This window comes from Limnohabitans sp. T6-5, assembly GCF_003063315.1.
GTDB lineage: Bacteria > Pseudomonadota > Gammaproteobacteria > Burkholderiales > Burkholderiaceae_C > Limnohabitans_A.
In genome coordinates this window covers 804338-819794 of the sequence record NZ_NERV01000001.1, presented here as the reverse complement: position 1 = coordinate 819794, position 15457 = coordinate 804338, and the positions used below count along the sequence as shown (strand labels likewise).

The window sequence follows — 15457 nt, the reverse complement described above, 5'->3', positions numbered from 1 at the left end:
TGGTGGTCTCCCCTGCGACAAAGCAGGGGATTTGCTGGAGTCCTTTGAAGATTAACATGCACCACACCCAAAGAATGAGGAGACCCTTGATGCCCGCCCACGCCGCTGTTTGGCCAGCCCGCTTACCGACCCAGATCACACCACCAGCTACTTCACTGTGGATGAACCTGGCGATCAGTGCAATGCGCTACCCAGACAAGGCCGCACTGGTGTTCATGGGACGTGTCTGGACTTTTCGTGAGCTGATGCAGGCAGCAGAGCACATGGCGGCTCAGTTGTCGGCTTTGGGCGTGCAAGCCGGGGATCGGGTGGTGCTCAACATGCAAAACTGCCCCCAGCTGGTCATCTCCCATTTCGCCATTTTGCGGCTCGACGCGGTCGTGGTACCGGTCAACCCGATGAACCGGGCCGAAGAGCTCAAGCACTACATCACCGACCCGGACACGCGTGTGGCGATCACCACGGCCGATTTGGCGCCCGATCTGGTGCAGGCCAGCGAAGCCTTGCCTGCCGAGCAAAGGCTCAAGCACCTGGTCGTGACGCAGTTCACCGATGTGTTTGAGCCAGACCAAGTGACCGCCGAGGATCTGCCTGAGGCTTGGCGCAGCTGGCTGCTGCCCCAACGTGGATTGCCTGTGTTGTCATCCGGGCAGGTGCATGCTTGGTCCGAGCTCATGGCGCAAGGGGTGCCTGCCACCTTGCCCCCGGTCCAGGCCACGCCCTCAGACATGGCGGTTTTGCCTTACACCAGCGGCACCACCGGTTTGCCCAAAGGGTGTGTGCACACACACGGCACCATCATGCACAACGCCATGTCCAGTGGCCTGTGGGGCAGCGGAACACCCGAAAACGTCACACTCTGCGTGGTGCCCATGTTCCACATCACCGGCATGGTCAGCCTGATGCACACCAACATCTTGTTGGGCTCTTGCCTGGTCATCATGCCGCGCTGGGACCGCGATGTGGCGGGTTACCTGATCTCCAAATGGAAGGTCACCCATTGGACGAATATCCCCACCATGGTGATTGATTTGTTGGGCAGTCCGAATCTGGATCGCTATGACTTGTCGAGTCTGGTTTACATCGGTGGCGGCGGTGCGGCCATGCCCGAGGCGGTCGCACAGCGCCTGCTGGACCAATACGGCCTGCGTTATGTCGAAGGCTATGGCTTGACCGAAACCGCCGCGCCCTCGCACACCAATCCGCCGGATGCGCCCAAAAAACAATGTTTGGGCATTCCCTTCATGAATGTGGATTCGCGCATCGTGGACCCGGAAACCCTGGTGGAATTGCCAGTCGGTGAGGCCGGTGAAATCGTGACCTGTGGGCCGCAGGTGTTCAAGGGTTACTGGAAGCGCCCTGAGGCGACAGCTGCGGCGTTTTTTGAGCGGGATGGCAAAAGCTTTTTCCGCACGGGCGACATGGGGCGGATCGATGAAGAAGGTTATTTTTTCATGACCGACCGCCTCAAACGCATGATCAACGCCAGCGGCTTCAAGGTCTGGCCGGCCGAAGTCGAGGCCTTGATGTTCCGCCACCCGGCCATTCAGGAGGCTTGCATCATCTCGACCCGGGATGCTTACCGGGGCGAATCGGTCAAGGCGGTGGTGGTCTTGCGTCAGAGCCACCAGGGCCAAGTGAGCGAGCAGGACATCATCGACTGGTGTCGTGAGAACATGGCGGTTTACAAAATGCCCCGCGCTGTGAGTTTTGTCGATGCCCTGCCCAAGAGCGGCAGCGGCAAAGTCATGTGGCGGGCTCTGCAAGAAGCCGAATTGGCGGCCACGGGGGCGCCTGCCAAGGCTTGAGACCTTGTGATCGCCCCATCCTCATGAACTTGAAACTTTCCATCCTCGACCAATCGGCCGCTGCCTCCGGGCGCGGCCAGGACGCGACCATTCGGCAGACCCTGGCGCTGGCGCAAAAGGCCGAGGCTTGGGGCTATGAGCGTTTTTGGGTGAGCGAGCACCACAGCCACCCCAGCATCGTGGGCAGCGCACCCGAAGTGCTCATGGCCGCCATTGCCGCACGCACCCAGCGCATCCGCATTGGCAGCGCTGGCGTGATGCTGCCGCACTACGCCGCCCTGAAGGTGGCTGAGCAGTTTCGTGTCTTGGATGCGCTGGCACCGGGCCGCATCGACTTGGGTGTGGGCCGTGCGCCTGGCAGCGACGGGCGCACGGCGCAATTGCTCAATCCCGACCGCCATGCCTCCGAGCGCTTTCCGCAGCAGGTCATGGAATTGCAAGCCTGGGTGAGCGGGCAGAACATGCCGCCCGGCCACCCGGGGCACAACGTGTACGCCTATCCGCAGTCAGAGACTTCGCCCACGGTCTGGATGTTGGGCAGCTCGGACTATGGCGCCCAGCTGGCCGCGCACTTGGGGCTGCCCTATGCGTTTGCTTATTTCATCACCGATGGGCAGGGCGCTGAGGAGGCGCTGCAGATCTACCGCGAAACCTTCCGTCCCAGCGCCGACCTGCACAAGCCATCTGCCGCCTTGTGTGTTTGGGCGCTTGCCGCCGACACCGATGAAGAGGCGCTGCACCTGTTTGAAAGCCGCGCCCGCTGGAAGATGGACCGCAACTTGGGCCGCATCGGCGCCTTGCTGCCCCCCGAAGAAGCGGCGCGTGACTACAGCCCGGCCGAGGCGTTCGCGCTGCAGCGCCTGCGCGAAGGGGCCTTGATCGGCTCGGCCGCCACGGTGGGTGCCAAGCTGCGCCAGTTGGCGGCACGGCTGGAAGTCGACGAGCTGGTCGTCATTACATGGACGCATGACCCTGCAGCCCAAATGCGTTCTTACGAGCTGCTCGCCCAGGAGTTTGGTTTGTCGGCAAACTGCTGAGCTTTGAATTTTCAACCCAAGGACTTTTGACATGTTCACCACCGCGATCGCTGGCAGCCTGCCCAAACCCGCCTGGCTGGCCGAAACCGAAAAACTCTGGCCCCAGTGGACCACCCAGGGCCCCGAGTTGCAGCAAGCCAAGGCCGACGCCACGCTGCTGTGGATCAAGGCACAAGAAGACGCAGGCCTGGACGTGATCGGCGACGGTGAGCAAGCCCGCCAGCACTTTGTGCACGGTTTTGTGGAGCAGGTCGAAGGCATCGACTTTGTGAACAAAGTCACCATGGGCATCCGCAACAACCGCTACGACGCGCAGGTGCCGCAGGTCATCGCACCCCTGCGCCTCAAGGGCCGCGTGCACGCCTTCGAAGCCCAACTGGCCCGTGCCCATACGAAGAAAAAGCTCAAATTCACCTTGCCTGGCCCCATGACCATCGTGGACACCGTGGCCGACCGCTTTTACGGCGACAAGGTCAAGATGGCGATGGCCTTTGCCGAATTGTTGAACCAGGAAGCGTTGGCGCTGCAAGCCGACGGCGTGGACATCATCCAGTTCGACGAGCCCGCCTTCAACGTCTACATGGACGACGCGGCCGATTGGGGCGTCAAGGCGCTGGAGGTGGCCGCACGCAGCTTGACCTGCACCACCGCCGTGCACATTTGCTACGGCTACGGCATCGAAGCCAACAACAAATGGAAAGAGACGCTGGGCCACGAATGGCGTCAGTACGAAAAGGTGTTCCCGGCCCTGGCCAAGAGCAGCATCCAGCAAGTCAGCCTGGAGTGCATGCACTCGCATGTGCCGATGGAAATGATGAAGCTGCTTGAAGGCAAAGACGTGATGGTCGGCGTGATCGATGTGGCCAACCCGGCCATCGAGACGCCCGAAGAAATTGCCGACACCATTGGCCGCGCCTTGCAGTTCGTGCCCAAGAACCGTCTGATCGCTTGCACCAACTGCGGCTTGGCCCCCATGAGCCGCGCTGTGGCCGAGGCCAAGCTCAAGGCCCTGGCTGAAGGCGCCAAGCTGGCGAGCCAGCGCTACGCCTGAAGCCGGTGCATGTCGCGGCTCAGGGCATGGCCGAGCTGCAGGTCGGTGACTTCAGCCCCGACATGGATCAGCTCAAGACGTCTGAGGCAGGCTGAGCACACCTGTTGCCGGGTCGTAGCCCGCCTTGCGCAGGCTTTGCAGCTTCATTTTTTGCGCCCCAAGGGGTCTTGATCCACATCAGCTGCGGCTGCGATCGGCCGTTTGGTGTGCGCTCATGGCGAAGAAGGGCTTCACTGGGCGTTATGCTTGCGGCTTTGCCTGATTGCCTGGACGTTTTCATGCCTCAAAACACCTTGACGCCACCGCTGACTTCGCCTGAGCAGCTCAATGCCACCTTGTCTGCGCAGGGCTTTGCCGTGTTGAGTGCGTCCAGCGTGTGCGCTTTGGCGGGGGTGTCTGCCCAGACATTGCAGTCGCTGGAATTCACCTGGAACGATTTGCCGCCCGACCAGTACCTCAAAGACGGTGGCCGTTACCGCCGTAGGCGCCACGCCAGTTTTGAAGTCACTGCCGACGCCATGCATGCTGTGCCACACCGCGCCCATTGGCAGCCTCTGTCCTACAACGCCTTGCATGGCGGTATGCAGCGCTGGTTTGAGCCCATGGTCCAAGAGGTGGTGCAACAAGCGGCATGGTCTGCGCTGCTGCGCTGGCTGGCCCGCGTGGCCTCGGCGGCGCAGGGTGATCAGACCTGGTTCACTGAAGCGCACCAGTTTCGCATCGACACCACCGACGGCATCGGTCGCCCCACGCCCGAAGGCGCGCACCGCGATGGCGTGAACTGGGTGGCGGTGTTTTTGATCGGCCGCCACGGCATCAAGGGCGGTGAGACCCGTGTGTTCGACATGGACAGCCCGCGCGGCCAGCGTTTCACGTTGAGCGAGCCCTGGTCGCTTTTGCTGCTGGACGACACCCGCGTGATCCACGAAACCACACCGATTCAGCCTGAGCGAGAGGGTGGCTGGCGCGACACGCTGGTCATCACCTTGCGCTCAGGCAGCTTTTTGGATGAACCTGCAACAAAAATCTGAACAGCTGCGCTGTCCCCAAAACAAAGAGCCCGGTGTAAAAACACCGGGCTCTTTGTTTTGGCGTGATCCCGGCGAACCGGGATCAGCATGGATCACATGCGCTCGAAAATCGCCGCAATACCCTGACCGCCGCCAATGCACATGGTCACCAGCGCATAGCGGCCGTTCACGCGTTGCAGCTCATACAAAGCCTTCACGGTGATCAAAGCGCCGGTCGCGCCGATGGGGTGGCCCAGCGAAATGCCCGAGCCGTTGGGGTTGACCTTGGCGGGGTCCAGACCCAATTCGCGGGTCACGGCGCAGGCTTGTGCAGCAAAGGCTTCGTTGGCTTCGATCACGTCCAAGTCATTGACCGTGAGGCCGGTCTTCTTGAGCACGGCTTGCGTGGCCGAGATGGGGCCCACGCCCATGATCTTGGGGTCCAGGCCGGTGTGGGCATAACCCACCAGGCGGGCCAGAGGCTTGGCACCACGGGCCTTGGCGGCACCGGCTTCCATCAGCACCACGGCGGCAGCGGCGTCGTTGATGCCCGAGGCGTTGCCAGCGGTCACCGTGCCGTTTTCTTTCACGAACACGGGCTTGAGTTTGGCCATGTCTTCGAGCTTGCAGCCGGGGCGGAAGTGCTCGTCGGTGGCGTAGGCCACTTCGCCTTTTTTGCTTTTCAGCATGACCGGCATGATCTGGTCTTTGAAGTAGCCCGCTGCGGTAGCGCGTTCGGCGCGGTTGTGGCTTTCGACAGCCAGCGCGTCTTGCATTTCACGGGTGATGCCGTATTTGGCGGCCACGTTTTCAGCCGTCACGCCCATGTGGATGGTGTGGAAGGGGTCATGCAGCGCGCCCACGACCATGTCGACCATCTTGGTGTCACCCATGCGGGCACCCCAGCGGGCGCTCAGGCTGGCGTAGGGGCCACGGCTCATGTTTTCAGCGCCGCCTCCAATGGCGATGTCGCAGTCGCCCAGCAAGATGGACTGGCTGGCGCTGACGATGGCTTGCAGGCCCGAGCCGCACAGGCGGTTCACGTTGAAAGCGGGCGTGCCTTCGGCGCAGCCGCCGTTGATGGCCGCCACGCGTGACAAATACATGTCTTTGGGTTCGGTGTTGACCACATGGCCAAACACCACATGGCCAACGTCTTTACCATCGGTGCCCGCGCGGGACAGGGCTTCGCGCACGACTTGCGCGGCCAGCTCGGTGGGGGCGATGTCCTTCAGGCTGCCGCCATAGGTACCAATGGCGGTGCGCACACCGCTGACAACAACAACTTCACGGCTCATGGGAAAAGTCTCCAGTGGGGAAATAAAAATTGAAAAAGCCGCTCAGTGTCAGGGCCAATCGCTACATTGACCTGACAGGGGCGGCGATTTGCTGGGCTGGAAAGGGCTCAGTCCCGCACATCTCCGATGGGGTTGTGTCCGAATTCGGCCCGGGCCAGGTAGGACAACACTTGATGGGCCGCCTGCTGCGGCGAGCTGAGCAAGCCTTTTTCCTTGAGTTGGGCAAATTTCGCCTGGTCCGGGAACGCATCGCCCGCTGCGCCACGCAATTGCACCTGCATGTCGGTGTCGATCACCCCGGGGGCCAGCGAGCAGACTTTGGCGCCGTTGGCTTTGAGGGCTTCGTCCATCGCCATGCATCGGGTGAAGTGGTCCATCCCGGCTTTGGCAGCGCAGTACCCGGCCTGAGACGCCATGGCGCTTCGACCCAGGCCTGAAGAAATATTGAGCACGCGGCGCGCAACAGGCCAAGCTTCAGTCGCCCCCAAAAATGCGGCGCACAGCTGCAAGGGCGCTTCAAGGCCCACCCGCAAGGCCAGGGCCAAATCGGCGGGTTGGGACTGGCTCAGTGGGCAGATGGGCGGAATCACCCCGGCGTTGTTGATCAAGGTGGCGCCGCTCAGCTGGGTGACGTCTTGGGTACCCAACCACATGCGCAAGCGCTCGCTGGCGCTTTGCCCGTCTGCCAAGTCTTGCGTCCATTGCCACAAAGGCACATCGGCTTTTTGCGCCGCAGCGGCCAGTGCGTCGTTGGTGTGGCGAGAGATGCACAGCAGGCTGTTGCCTGCCTGCAGCAGTGCTTCTGCAATGGCCAAACCCATGCCCCGAGAGGCGCCTGTGAGGATGTAGAGGTGTTTTGTCATGACCGGCATGGTAGTGGCCCCATGCCCTGTGCGTAAAGAGCGGCAGCCCACAGCGAGTGCCGCAGTTGACAGCGCCAGACGGCTGGGCGGCGCTGCCTATCGGCTTTCAGCTGCTGCAGCTGACGCTGCCACAACCCGACATGGTCACGTTCTGGATCACCGAAGGATCAGCCAAAGTTTCGGTCACGCTGTCAAAGCCCACCGACTGGAGGTGCGCGGCCAAACCGGCGTCCATGCTGTTGGCATGCCCCGGAAACCACTCGGCCAAAGCTTCGGCCAGGCGGGTGATGATGGTTTTGTCGCTGTCCAGGTAATGGGCTTCGACCACGCGCATGGTCTCCAAAATGGTGGCGTGGTGCTCGGCGTGGCAGTTGTCGGCCGAAAACCCGGTGGCCAGCATCCAGCGCTCTTCCTGGGCAAAGTGCTCCACCGTGTGGTTCAGGAATTCCTTGTAAAGCGGCAATTGCTCGTCTTCGGGCGTGGCCAGGATCTGGTTGATCTTGTCCACAAACTCCTGGTGGGTTTCGTCCATGCGCTCGTCGCCTGTGCGGAGGGATTCGGTCCAGGGCATGTGGGTGGGGGTGGCTGTGGTCATGGTTTGAAGGAGGCAAGGTCAAAAAGTTAGGCAAATTATCGTGGAAGTGCTGATCCAGCCCTGTCTCGTCCCTTTCAAGACCTTGATCGAGCGGTCAAGGCTCACTGACGCGCATACATTGAACCGGCATGCTGAGGTTTGAATTTTGTGCACCGTCACCCCGTAGGTCGGTGGCTTGAGCGCCGACCTTGCTGGCTTCGGCGTGGGCACTTGTCGGCGCTGTGGCTGCTGACTTACAAAACCTTTGCTCATTGAATACTTCACAAGGCCGGATCAATAAATAGGGAAAAAGAGCAAAAGGGTAGGGTCGCGCATGGCTGAATCCCCTGTGTGCCCGGCCATCGTTGTTGCCCCTGGTCTCGGGCCGCACTGTGAGTTGTCAAAGATGTCCGTATTGCGCGGCCCAGCTTGCAGGTCTGCAATCCTCAGCGCCTTGGCCATGTGAACGCCAGTCTCTGGCCCACGCCTTGGCGGCAGTCCATGTGGCGAGGTGGATGGATACTCTTTTTGAATACTTTGTGGTGATTAAAATCCATCCATGATGATTGATGAGCTCTGGCACTTGGTTCAAATTCCCCTGGCTTGGATCAAATGGGCCAAAGACCAGGGCTTATGGGACTTCATCACTGCAGGTTCGGGTGTGATGATTTCGGTCTTTGTCCTGGGTGGACACAAAAAGAAGATCCCTGAGTTTTCCGTCCACCTCACATACTCCATGGGCACGGGACACAAAAACTACCCCAACGTCCTCAACATCGAGCTGCGCAACCTGATGGACGCACCGCTGGTGATTGGCAGGCCCAACTTCAAATTTGCCAAAGGCGTTCATGCCGGACGTTATGCGCATGGCAACACCGCCACGGGTGATTACGAAATCAAGTTTCGCCCCATGGGCACGGATGGTCTGCCCATTCCCGGCTACAGCTACACCCATGTGATGCTGCGCCATCGCGAACAGGCCTACAGCTATTTGCCTTTGACCGACGACTGGGACGAACAAGCGCTGTTGACGGCCATCGCACCCCAGCGGCGCTGGGGCCTCTTTAAAACCGAAAAAGGCTTGGGCACCTTGTTTTTGAACGTTGTCCTGCTGAAGGACGAAAAACCCCGTGTCATCAGCATGGCGGTGCCGGTGATCCGCTTGCAAAGGGGCGTTGAGGCGCCTCGCTTGGGGCGGGAGTGGGGTTGACGCATCATGGTCGATCGTCATGCTGGCCCGCGTGTTGTCCCTGTACCTGTCAGCAGTGAGGTATTGACTTCATTCCAGCGCATAGACTTTGCCGATGCCTATGAAGCCCCTTGCTGTCAAGCCGACATAGGTGTGGAAGAAGCCTATTGGGCCGTGTTTGGCGCTGAGCCCACATGGGTTCAATGGTTGATGCGCGTGCGTGGACTCATCGCTGTGCGCTTGGGCTTGGCGCACCCATTCAATTCACCCCGGATGTTGTCAGGCGGAATACCTCTTTTTCAGCCAGGACTTCGCGTGGGACCGTTCACGGTGCAATCTGTCTCTGCCACTGAACTGATCGTGGGAGATGACGATAAGCACTTGAATTTCCGCATCTCGTGTTTGAAGACCCCGCGCGATGGACAGGCTTTCATCACACTCTCCACTGTGGTGCAAATCCACAATCGGCTAGGCCATGTCTACATGTTCATCGTCAAGCCGTTTCACCGTTTCATTGCGCCCTTCATGGTGCGCAGGGCGATGATCCAAGGCCGACTGTGACCCGTTGGCTTGTGCGGCTTTGACAGGCTCTTGGGGGCAGATGGCAGGTGTGTGTGGTCATCAGCGGGTTTCGCTGATCCGAACGTCCTTGGGGTGTGTGATCAGATAGTTGGCCTTGAAAGTGGCTGTCGCCGAAGCGGGCAAAGTCTTTCTCCAGACCACGATGCCTGCTTGATGGCCCCAAGGTTGAGGTTCTATCGCGGGTTCAAACCCAGCTTCGATGCTGATCTGTGCATCGGTTCCTACTGGTCGCGATTCCAACACCTCCAGCTCAATGGGTGTGCGATGCAGGTTTTGAATTTCATAGTGATGCGATTCACGTCGTTCCAGACGTGTGCTGAGCAACCCAGCGCTCGCTGTTTGATCGGGGGTCGCGTTGACCTGAACGCGCACTTGTTCATCTCTTCCGAAGGGCAGCTTTATTTGGGTGTCGTCACCCATGCGCCAGGTACTTTGGCCGATGGTTTGTCGGTCGCGCAACAGATGCAAGATCCCGTCAGGCCAGACTCCGTCAGGCCGTGCCACTTGTGCCTTCAGCCAGGCGCTGGCTTCCAGTTTGGGGCTGGTTTGGACAAATATTTTGGCAGGCCAGGTTTGATGCTCAAGACTGAACGCCACACGCTGATGACTGCTGGAGACATCCACTTTACCGGGCACCTGAAATTCGGTTGCGTATTCACCCTGCGCCACTTGCACGGCAAAGTCCAAAACAGGCTCAGTGCCTTGGCGGTAGGAGACCGCGGCCGCGGGTGCGGCCGTGGGTGCTAGCAACATGACGCGACCTTCTAGTAACAGAGGGCGAGTTGAAATAGTCCAAGCCCGTGGCAAAGGTCCTTGTGGTGCTGAACGGGGGGCGCCTGTTGACAGCCGCAAGCTCACACCACGCCAGTCTTCGCCACTGTTTTGACTGACCTGTGCCAGGCGTTCCATTTGTAAGCTGGCCTGAGTGGTGTCCAGCGTGGCCCGATAGGCGGGCGCCCAGGTGGCAGTTTGTACAGGGTAGACCAGTCGCAGCTCACTGACTTGTTCAGCCGTGACCTGCAGGCTCAATTGCCGCACTTGCTCTTGCGATTGTTGACGCTCGCGTTGACTCAGCAGGGGTTTGAGATCGCGTTCGAGTGTTTCGCGTTCGCGTGCGACACGCAACTGCTGCAAACTGGCATCCAGACCGCTGCGCTGCATGTGCGCCATCATCGTTGTCATGCCCTGCTTGGTTTTTCGAGGCGTGACATTGGAACCCAAATTTTTAAGATAGTTCAGAACCAGATCGTAGGACGCTTCTTCTGCACGCAAAGCGGCAATGCGCTGCTCCTGCGTTGTGATTTTCTCGTCCAGCGAGCTGTTGGCACATGCGGGTACTTCGGAGCGGGGCATGTCCACCGCGCTGATGGCGCCCAGCATGACGCCGTGGCTTGTATCGACGCGCAAAGCCGACATGTCAAACGCTGTACTCAGGCAGGACAGCACCAGCTGTCGCGTACCTGCAGGCACTTTGGCTACACGCTCAATCACGGCCACACCGGGGTAGACGGTCACGTTTTGAATGGTGGATGTCCCTTCGGTCGGCAGCGACTGTGCCCAGCTTGCGCTGGCAAACAACAGCAGCGACAGTTTGCACACCTGACTTGCATGGATACGTAAAGCTTGGATAGCGTGATTGCATGCAAAGTTCATCTGCCGACCTCTTGGAGTATGGGGAGCCGTGGTTTTGACGCATCGTACTTCAACGACTGGGCGAGTCAGTCAAGGTCGGACTTTGCGAGCGCGCTACGTCCCTGTAGGTCGGCACTCGCAGAGTCCGACATGATGGGTTTCTGCACAGGAGCATGTCGGAGTCTTCGACCACCGACAACATCTTTGAGCATTGAAAACTTCACAGGGCCGAATCATTTGGCCCCTGTAGATCGGTGGCTTCAGCCACGACGTGGGCCTTCGCCGAAGCCCACCTGACTGGCGCGCAGGCTTGCGACCTGCGGGGTATCAGCCCAAACGCACGCGATGGCGCGCAATCTGCAGCCGCACCTGCGCAGGCGCTGTGCCGCCCAAGGTGTTGCGTGCATTCAGCGAGCCTTGCAGGCTGAGCGGCCCAAACACATCGGCTTCGATGCGGCTGTCGAACTTTTGCAGGGTTTCCAGCGGCAGCTCTGACAGGTCCACGCCCAGGCCTTGCGCGGATTTGACGGCGTGGGCCACCACCTCGTGGGCGTCGCGGAAAGGCAAGCCCTTCTTGACCAAATAGTCGGCCAAGTCAGTGGCCGTGGCGTAGCCTTTTTTCACGGCCGCTTCCATGGCGGCGGCATTCACAGTGATGCCGCCTTCTTTTTGGCCCGTAGCGGGGTTCACCTGGCCGCCGACCATTTCGCTGAAGATGCGCAGGGTGTCCTTGAGCGTGTCGACGGTGTCAAACAACGGCTCTTTGTCTTCCTGGTTGTCTTTGTTGTAGGCCAGTGGCTGGCCTTTCATCAGGGTGATCAGGCCCATCAGGTGGCCGACCACGCGACCAGTTTTGCCGCGCGCCAGTTCGGGCACGTCGGGATTTTTCTTCTGCGGCATGATCGACGAGCCGGTGGTGAAGCGGTCGGCAATGCGCACAAAGCCGAAGTTCTGGCTCATCCACAAAATCAGTTCTTCAGAGAAACGGCTGATGTGCACCATGCACAGCGAAGCGGCGGCGGTGAATTCGATGGCGAAGTCGCGGTCGCTCACGCCGTCCAGGCTGTTTTGGCAAACCTGTGCGTTGCCCTGCTCGTCAACCATGCCCAAAGTGCGTGCCACACGTTCACGGTCTAGCGGATAAGTGGTGCCCGCCAAAGCGGCGCTGCCCAAGGGCAGGCGGTTGGTGCGTCGGCGCACGTCGCTCATGCGCTCGGCGTCGCGGGCAAACATCTCGACATAGGCCAGCAGGTGGTGCGCAAAGCTCACCGGCTGGGCCACTTGCAGGTGGGTGAAGCCGGGCAGGATGACTTCGACGTTTTGCTCGGCCACATCGACCAGCGACTTTTGCAGGTCCACCAGCAAATCGATGATCAGGTCCATCTCGCTGCGAAGCCACAGGCGCACGTCGGTGGCCACTTGGTCATTGCGGCTGCGCCCAGTGTGCAGGCGCTTGCCCGCGTCGCCCACCAGCTGGGTCAGACGCGCCTCAATGTTCAGGTGCACGTCTTCGAGGTCGAGCTTCCATTCAAAAGCGCCGGATTCGATCTCTTGGGTGATTTGCGCCATGCCGCGCTGGATGTCGGCCAGGTCGCTGGCGCCGATGATGTTTTGCGCGGCCAGCATGTCGGCGTGGGCCAAAGAGCCCTGGATGTCGGCTTGCCACAGGCGCTTGTCAAAGAACACGCTGGCGGTGTAGCGCTTGACCAACTCGCTCATGGGTTCAGAAAAGAGCGCGGACCAGGCTTGGGATTTTTTGTCGAGTTGGTTTGTCATAGACGCCGATTTTATCGGGCGCGGGGCCTGTCCCCCGGCCGGGTTCACATCAGGCTGGCCGCCATGTTGATCGTCAGGGCCAGCACGGTGGTGTTGTAGAAGTAGGCCAGTACGCAGTGCACAAGGCCCGTGCGTCGCATGGCCTTGGAGGTGAACGACACGTCCGCCGTCTGCCCCGAGGTGCCGATCACGGCTGAAAAATACAAAAAGTCCCAATAGTCAGGCGCAGGCTCTTGCGGAAAAGCCAGCCCCGGTTCGCGCCCGTGCCGCCCGCTCAGGTAGTAGTCGTGGGCGTAGTGCATGGCAAACATGAGGTGCATGAACACCCACGAACTGGCCACCGTCGCCCCGGTCAGGGCGATGTGCAGCAATTTGTCGCTGCCGCTGAGCGACTTGATGGCGGACAGCTCGGCCACGATGGCGACCAGACTGGCCAGCACCGCCCCGATGGTCAGCAGCAAAATGGTTTTTTGGCGCATCAGGCCTTTAACGTTTGCGGGGGCCATTTGGCTGGGCAGCTTGCAGTTTTTTATGCATGCGCGCTTTGCATTTTGCGGCGCTGGCGTCGGCCTCTTGCACGTTGCCCGTATCCACCAACGGCAGCATAGCCGCTAGTGGGTTCACCAGTCCCAGCAGCAGCGCTAAACCCAGCTTCATACCCAGTGGCCCTTTTTCCACGGTCACCAAGGGATGGGCAAAACTGCCCTGGATTCGCAGTGGAGCGCGCAGCGTCAGCACACTGAAATCTTTGGGCGCCACCACGGTGCGCAGATCCAGCTTTTCTGAGGCGAGGGATACGGTTCCATCTGCCCAGAGTGTCGAGTCACCGGTGTCAAGTACCAACAAGCGCGGGCGCAGTGTGCCTGCGGACACACGCAGGTCTGCCAGAGCGCAGTCCAGTATCAACGGGTTATCGCCTTGGAAATACACGCCCAGTGACTCGGCCACATCCAATCCTCCCATCTCCACCAGCAAATGCGACAGGGTGCCATGCACCACACTGGCGTCGATGTCACCTTCTAGAGTTGCCAGGATTTCAGCGGTAGAACGCCCTTGGCCATGCACCTTGGCGTGACCTTTCAGCAGACCGGACACATAAGGTGGCCGACCCTCGGGGCGCTCCTGGTGAATCCAGCGCTGCAGTTGCACGCCGTTCCAGTTCAAATCGGCCACCCATTGCGCCGTGTTTCGCTGGCCGTTGAGCGACAGGGTGCCAGTCAGATGGCCCTGGGCAGTGCGGGCCTCGATGTTGGACAGCGTGAGCACGCCCTTGTTGAGCGTCAAATGCGTCTTGAAAGGGCGCAGGGGTTCGAGCCACTTGGTGTGGGTGTCGACTTGCTTGAAGGCTATTTGCAGATCGGCATCCATGGCGCGTAAAGAGGCCAGATCAAAGGGCCGGGTAGGCAGGACTTTGGCTCGAGTTACGCTGTTGCTGGCTCCTCCGGGAGCGCCCACCGCCGGTGCGAGATCCGCCATTTTCAAGCGTGTTCCGTTCAGCGTTCCGCTGAGCCGCGGCGGCGTGGCCGCTTTATCGAACACAAAGTCACCTCTGAATTGACTACTGCCAACGAGGGCATTGTGCAGAGCTACGGTCCAATGTGCTCCGTTGCGCTGCACTTGACCGCTGGCGTTGAAAGCAGGCGTGGTGGGCAGCGTCACGCCCAAGGGCTCACCGATGACTGCCAGCGACGGGCCTTGCACGCGGAACGCACCGTCCAAGCCATTGAGATGGAGAAAGTCGCGTACGGCACCTTCAAAATTCAGACTGGCTTGGCCCAGGGTTGCAGCCAGCTTGACAGCCACCGGTGTGCCCTGTCCCGCCTCCACTTCCCAAGGCAGTGCGCCGGTGGATTGCAAAGTGATTTGGAAGGCGTCCTGCCGGTAATGACCGCGGGCAGTGCTGCGCAACACACGGTTTTGTGGTGCCAAAGGCGTGGATGACGAGAGTGCAGGGCTGCTCAGGCTCAGCTGGGCTTCAAAGTTCAACGCCAGAGGCACATCGGTGTAATGCACAGTGCCATCGAGCAAATCCATGTTTTGCACGCGCGGTGGCTTGGAGGCTGCACCCGTCGTCGTCGGTAGCCAGCTTGCATGCCCATCGGCGGTGCGTTCCAGATAGACCGTGAGCTTGCGGGCCGCCAAGGCCTGCACGACCAACTGCTGACCCTGCCATGCACGCCACACATCGCTGTAGCGAAGGTGTAAATCGACGTCTTGTGCCAACAGAAAATAAGGCGCACGACTCCATGAAGGTGCGCCGATTTCCAGGACGCGACTTTGCAAACGGATGCCACCCCAAAAGTGCAATGCCACCGAGGCTTGGTCCTTGTCGTTTGCCGCACTCAGGCGCACATTGCGCCCCAATTTTTGTTGCAACTGACTTTGCAATGGCCCCGCCAGAAAGGGCCAGCCCATCGTCTCACCCACAGCAAAGCCCACGCCCAGGATCAGCACCAAAGCTGCAGGTGCCCAATGCCAAGGCTTGATCAAGTCAAAGTCCGATGTGGCGCGACAAGCAGGCCGTGCGCCGCAGAGCACAAGACCGCCATCCTGTCAGGGTTCAATGGCGTGGACATGGAGTTTCATGAAATTAAAAATTTCACTTTGCAACAGAGGCATTTTTTATTCAGTGCGCCA

13 protein-coding genes are annotated in these 15457 nt (G+C 60.2%); 6 read left to right on the top strand and 7 right to left on the bottom strand.

Annotated features, from left to right (window positions below):
• The first annotated feature begins 89 nt into the window (after window positions 1–89).
• The 4 genes from B9Z51_RS03525 (at window position 90) to B9Z51_RS03510 (ending at window position 4927) form a co-directional block, all read left to right on the top strand.
• Window positions 90–1808: a long-chain fatty acid--CoA ligase gene (locus tag B9Z51_RS03525; protein ID WP_108372692.1), complete on the top strand. Its 1719-nt coding sequence runs from the start codon at window positions 90–92 to the stop codon at window positions 1806–1808.
• 23 nt (window positions 1809–1831) lie between these two features.
• Window positions 1832–2845, top strand: a complete 1014-nt coding sequence (locus B9Z51_RS03520) for an LLM class flavin-dependent oxidoreductase (RefSeq protein WP_199227435.1) — start codon at window positions 1832–1834, stop codon at window positions 2843–2845.
• A gap of 31 nt (window positions 2846–2876) precedes the next feature.
• Complete coding sequence (locus B9Z51_RS03515; protein ID WP_108371811.1) at window positions 2877–3896, top strand: methionine synthase; 1020 nt, start codon at window positions 2877–2879, stop codon at window positions 3894–3896.
• Window positions 3897–4174: 278 nt separating this feature from the next.
• Window positions 4175–4927, top strand: coding sequence for a 2OG-Fe dioxygenase family protein (locus B9Z51_RS03510; RefSeq protein WP_108372689.1), 753 nt, complete (start codon window positions 4175–4177; stop codon window positions 4925–4927).
• Between the two features lie 92 nt (window positions 4928–5019).
• Here B9Z51_RS03510 and bktB read toward each other — a convergent pair whose 3' ends face one another.
• From bktB to B9Z51_RS03495, 3 genes are all read right to left on the bottom strand, one after another.
• Window positions 5020–6204 (bottom strand): beta-ketothiolase BktB, encoded by a 1185-nt coding sequence (gene bktB / locus B9Z51_RS03505; protein WP_108371809.1) that lies wholly within the window; start codon window positions 6202–6204, stop codon window positions 5020–5022.
• A 107-nt stretch (window positions 6205–6311) separates the two neighbouring features.
• On the bottom strand, window positions 6312–7067 hold the full coding sequence (locus B9Z51_RS03500; protein ID WP_199227434.1) for an SDR family NAD(P)-dependent oxidoreductase: 756 nt from the start codon (window positions 7065–7067) through the stop codon (window positions 6312–6314).
• Between the two features lie 106 nt (window positions 7068–7173).
• The gene (locus tag B9Z51_RS03495; RefSeq protein WP_108371805.1) at window positions 7174–7662 is read right to left on the bottom strand and encodes a bacteriohemerythrin; all 489 of its coding nucleotides are present in this window, start codon (window positions 7660–7662) and stop codon (window positions 7174–7176) included.
• Between the two features lie 541 nt (window positions 7663–8203).
• Between B9Z51_RS03495 and B9Z51_RS03490 the strand changes: the two genes are divergently transcribed.
• Together B9Z51_RS03490 and B9Z51_RS03485 are read left to right on the top strand one after the other, a co-directional pair.
• Complete coding sequence (locus B9Z51_RS03490; RefSeq protein WP_233254805.1) at window positions 8204–8851, top strand: hypothetical protein; 648 nt, start codon at window positions 8204–8206, stop codon at window positions 8849–8851.
• 63 nt (window positions 8852–8914) lie between these two features.
• Window positions 8915–9391, top strand: a complete 477-nt coding sequence (locus tag B9Z51_RS03485; RefSeq protein WP_158272814.1) for a DUF2867 domain-containing protein — start codon at window positions 8915–8917, stop codon at window positions 9389–9391.
• 60 nt (window positions 9392–9451) lie between these two features.
• On the opposite strand, the gene B9Z51_RS03480 is transcribed toward B9Z51_RS03485, so the two are convergent.
• From B9Z51_RS03480 to B9Z51_RS03465, 4 genes are all read right to left on the bottom strand, one after another.
• The gene (locus B9Z51_RS03480) at window positions 9452–11065 is read right to left on the bottom strand and encodes a DUF4139 domain-containing protein (RefSeq protein WP_108371799.1); all 1614 of its coding nucleotides are present in this window, start codon (window positions 11063–11065) and stop codon (window positions 9452–9454) included.
• A gap of 306 nt (window positions 11066–11371) precedes the next feature.
• Complete coding sequence (argH, locus tag B9Z51_RS03475; protein WP_108371797.1) at window positions 11372–12820, bottom strand: argininosuccinate lyase; 1449 nt, start codon at window positions 12818–12820, stop codon at window positions 11372–11374.
• A gap of 44 nt (window positions 12821–12864) precedes the next feature.
• On the bottom strand, window positions 12865–13299 hold the full coding sequence (locus B9Z51_RS03470) for a DUF1345 domain-containing protein (protein ID WP_233254804.1): 435 nt from the start codon (window positions 13297–13299) through the stop codon (window positions 12865–12867).
• A gap of 7 nt (window positions 13300–13306) precedes the next feature.
• On the bottom strand, window positions 13307–15310 hold the full coding sequence (locus tag B9Z51_RS03465; protein ID WP_108371793.1) for an AsmA family protein: 2004 nt from the start codon (window positions 15308–15310) through the stop codon (window positions 13307–13309).
• Window positions 15311–15457: the final 147 nt, after the last annotated feature.

What these genes read in the sequence shown, in the direction of transcription:
- B9Z51_RS03480 (WP_108371799.1), bottom strand. Translation starts at nt 11,065, where the DNA reads ATGAACTTTGCATGCAATCACGCTATCCAAGCTTTACGTATCCATGCA.
- B9Z51_RS03510 (WP_108372689.1), top strand. Translation starts at nt 4,175, where the DNA reads ATGCCTCAAAACACCTTGACGCCACCGCTGACTTCGCCTGAGCAGCTC.
- argH (WP_108371797.1), bottom strand. Translation starts at nt 12,820, where the DNA reads ATGACAAACCAACTCGACAAAAAATCCCAAGCCTGGTCCGCGCTCTTT.
- B9Z51_RS03525 (WP_108372692.1), top strand. Translation starts at nt 90, where the DNA reads ATGCCCGCCCACGCCGCTGTTTGGCCAGCCCGCTTACCGACCCAGATC.
- B9Z51_RS03515 (WP_108371811.1), top strand. Translation starts at nt 2,877, where the DNA reads ATGTTCACCACCGCGATCGCTGGCAGCCTGCCCAAACCCGCCTGGCTG.
- B9Z51_RS03495 (WP_108371805.1), bottom strand. Translation starts at nt 7,662, where the DNA reads ATGACCACAGCCACCCCCACCCACATGCCCTGGACCGAATCCCTCCGC.
- B9Z51_RS03500 (WP_199227434.1), bottom strand. Translation starts at nt 7,067, where the DNA reads ATGACAAAACACCTCTACATCCTCACAGGCGCCTCTCGGGGCATGGGT.
- bktB (WP_108371809.1), bottom strand. Translation starts at nt 6,204, where the DNA reads ATGAGCCGTGAAGTTGTTGTTGTCAGCGGTGTGCGCACCGCCATTGGT.
- B9Z51_RS03490 (WP_233254805.1), top strand. Translation starts at nt 8,204, where the DNA reads ATGATTGATGAGCTCTGGCACTTGGTTCAAATTCCCCTGGCTTGGATC.
- B9Z51_RS03470 (WP_233254804.1), bottom strand. Translation starts at nt 13,299, where the DNA reads ATGCGCCAAAAAACCATTTTGCTGCTGACCATCGGGGCGGTGCTGGCC.
- B9Z51_RS03520 (WP_199227435.1), top strand. Translation starts at nt 1,832, where the DNA reads ATGAACTTGAAACTTTCCATCCTCGACCAATCGGCCGCTGCCTCCGGG.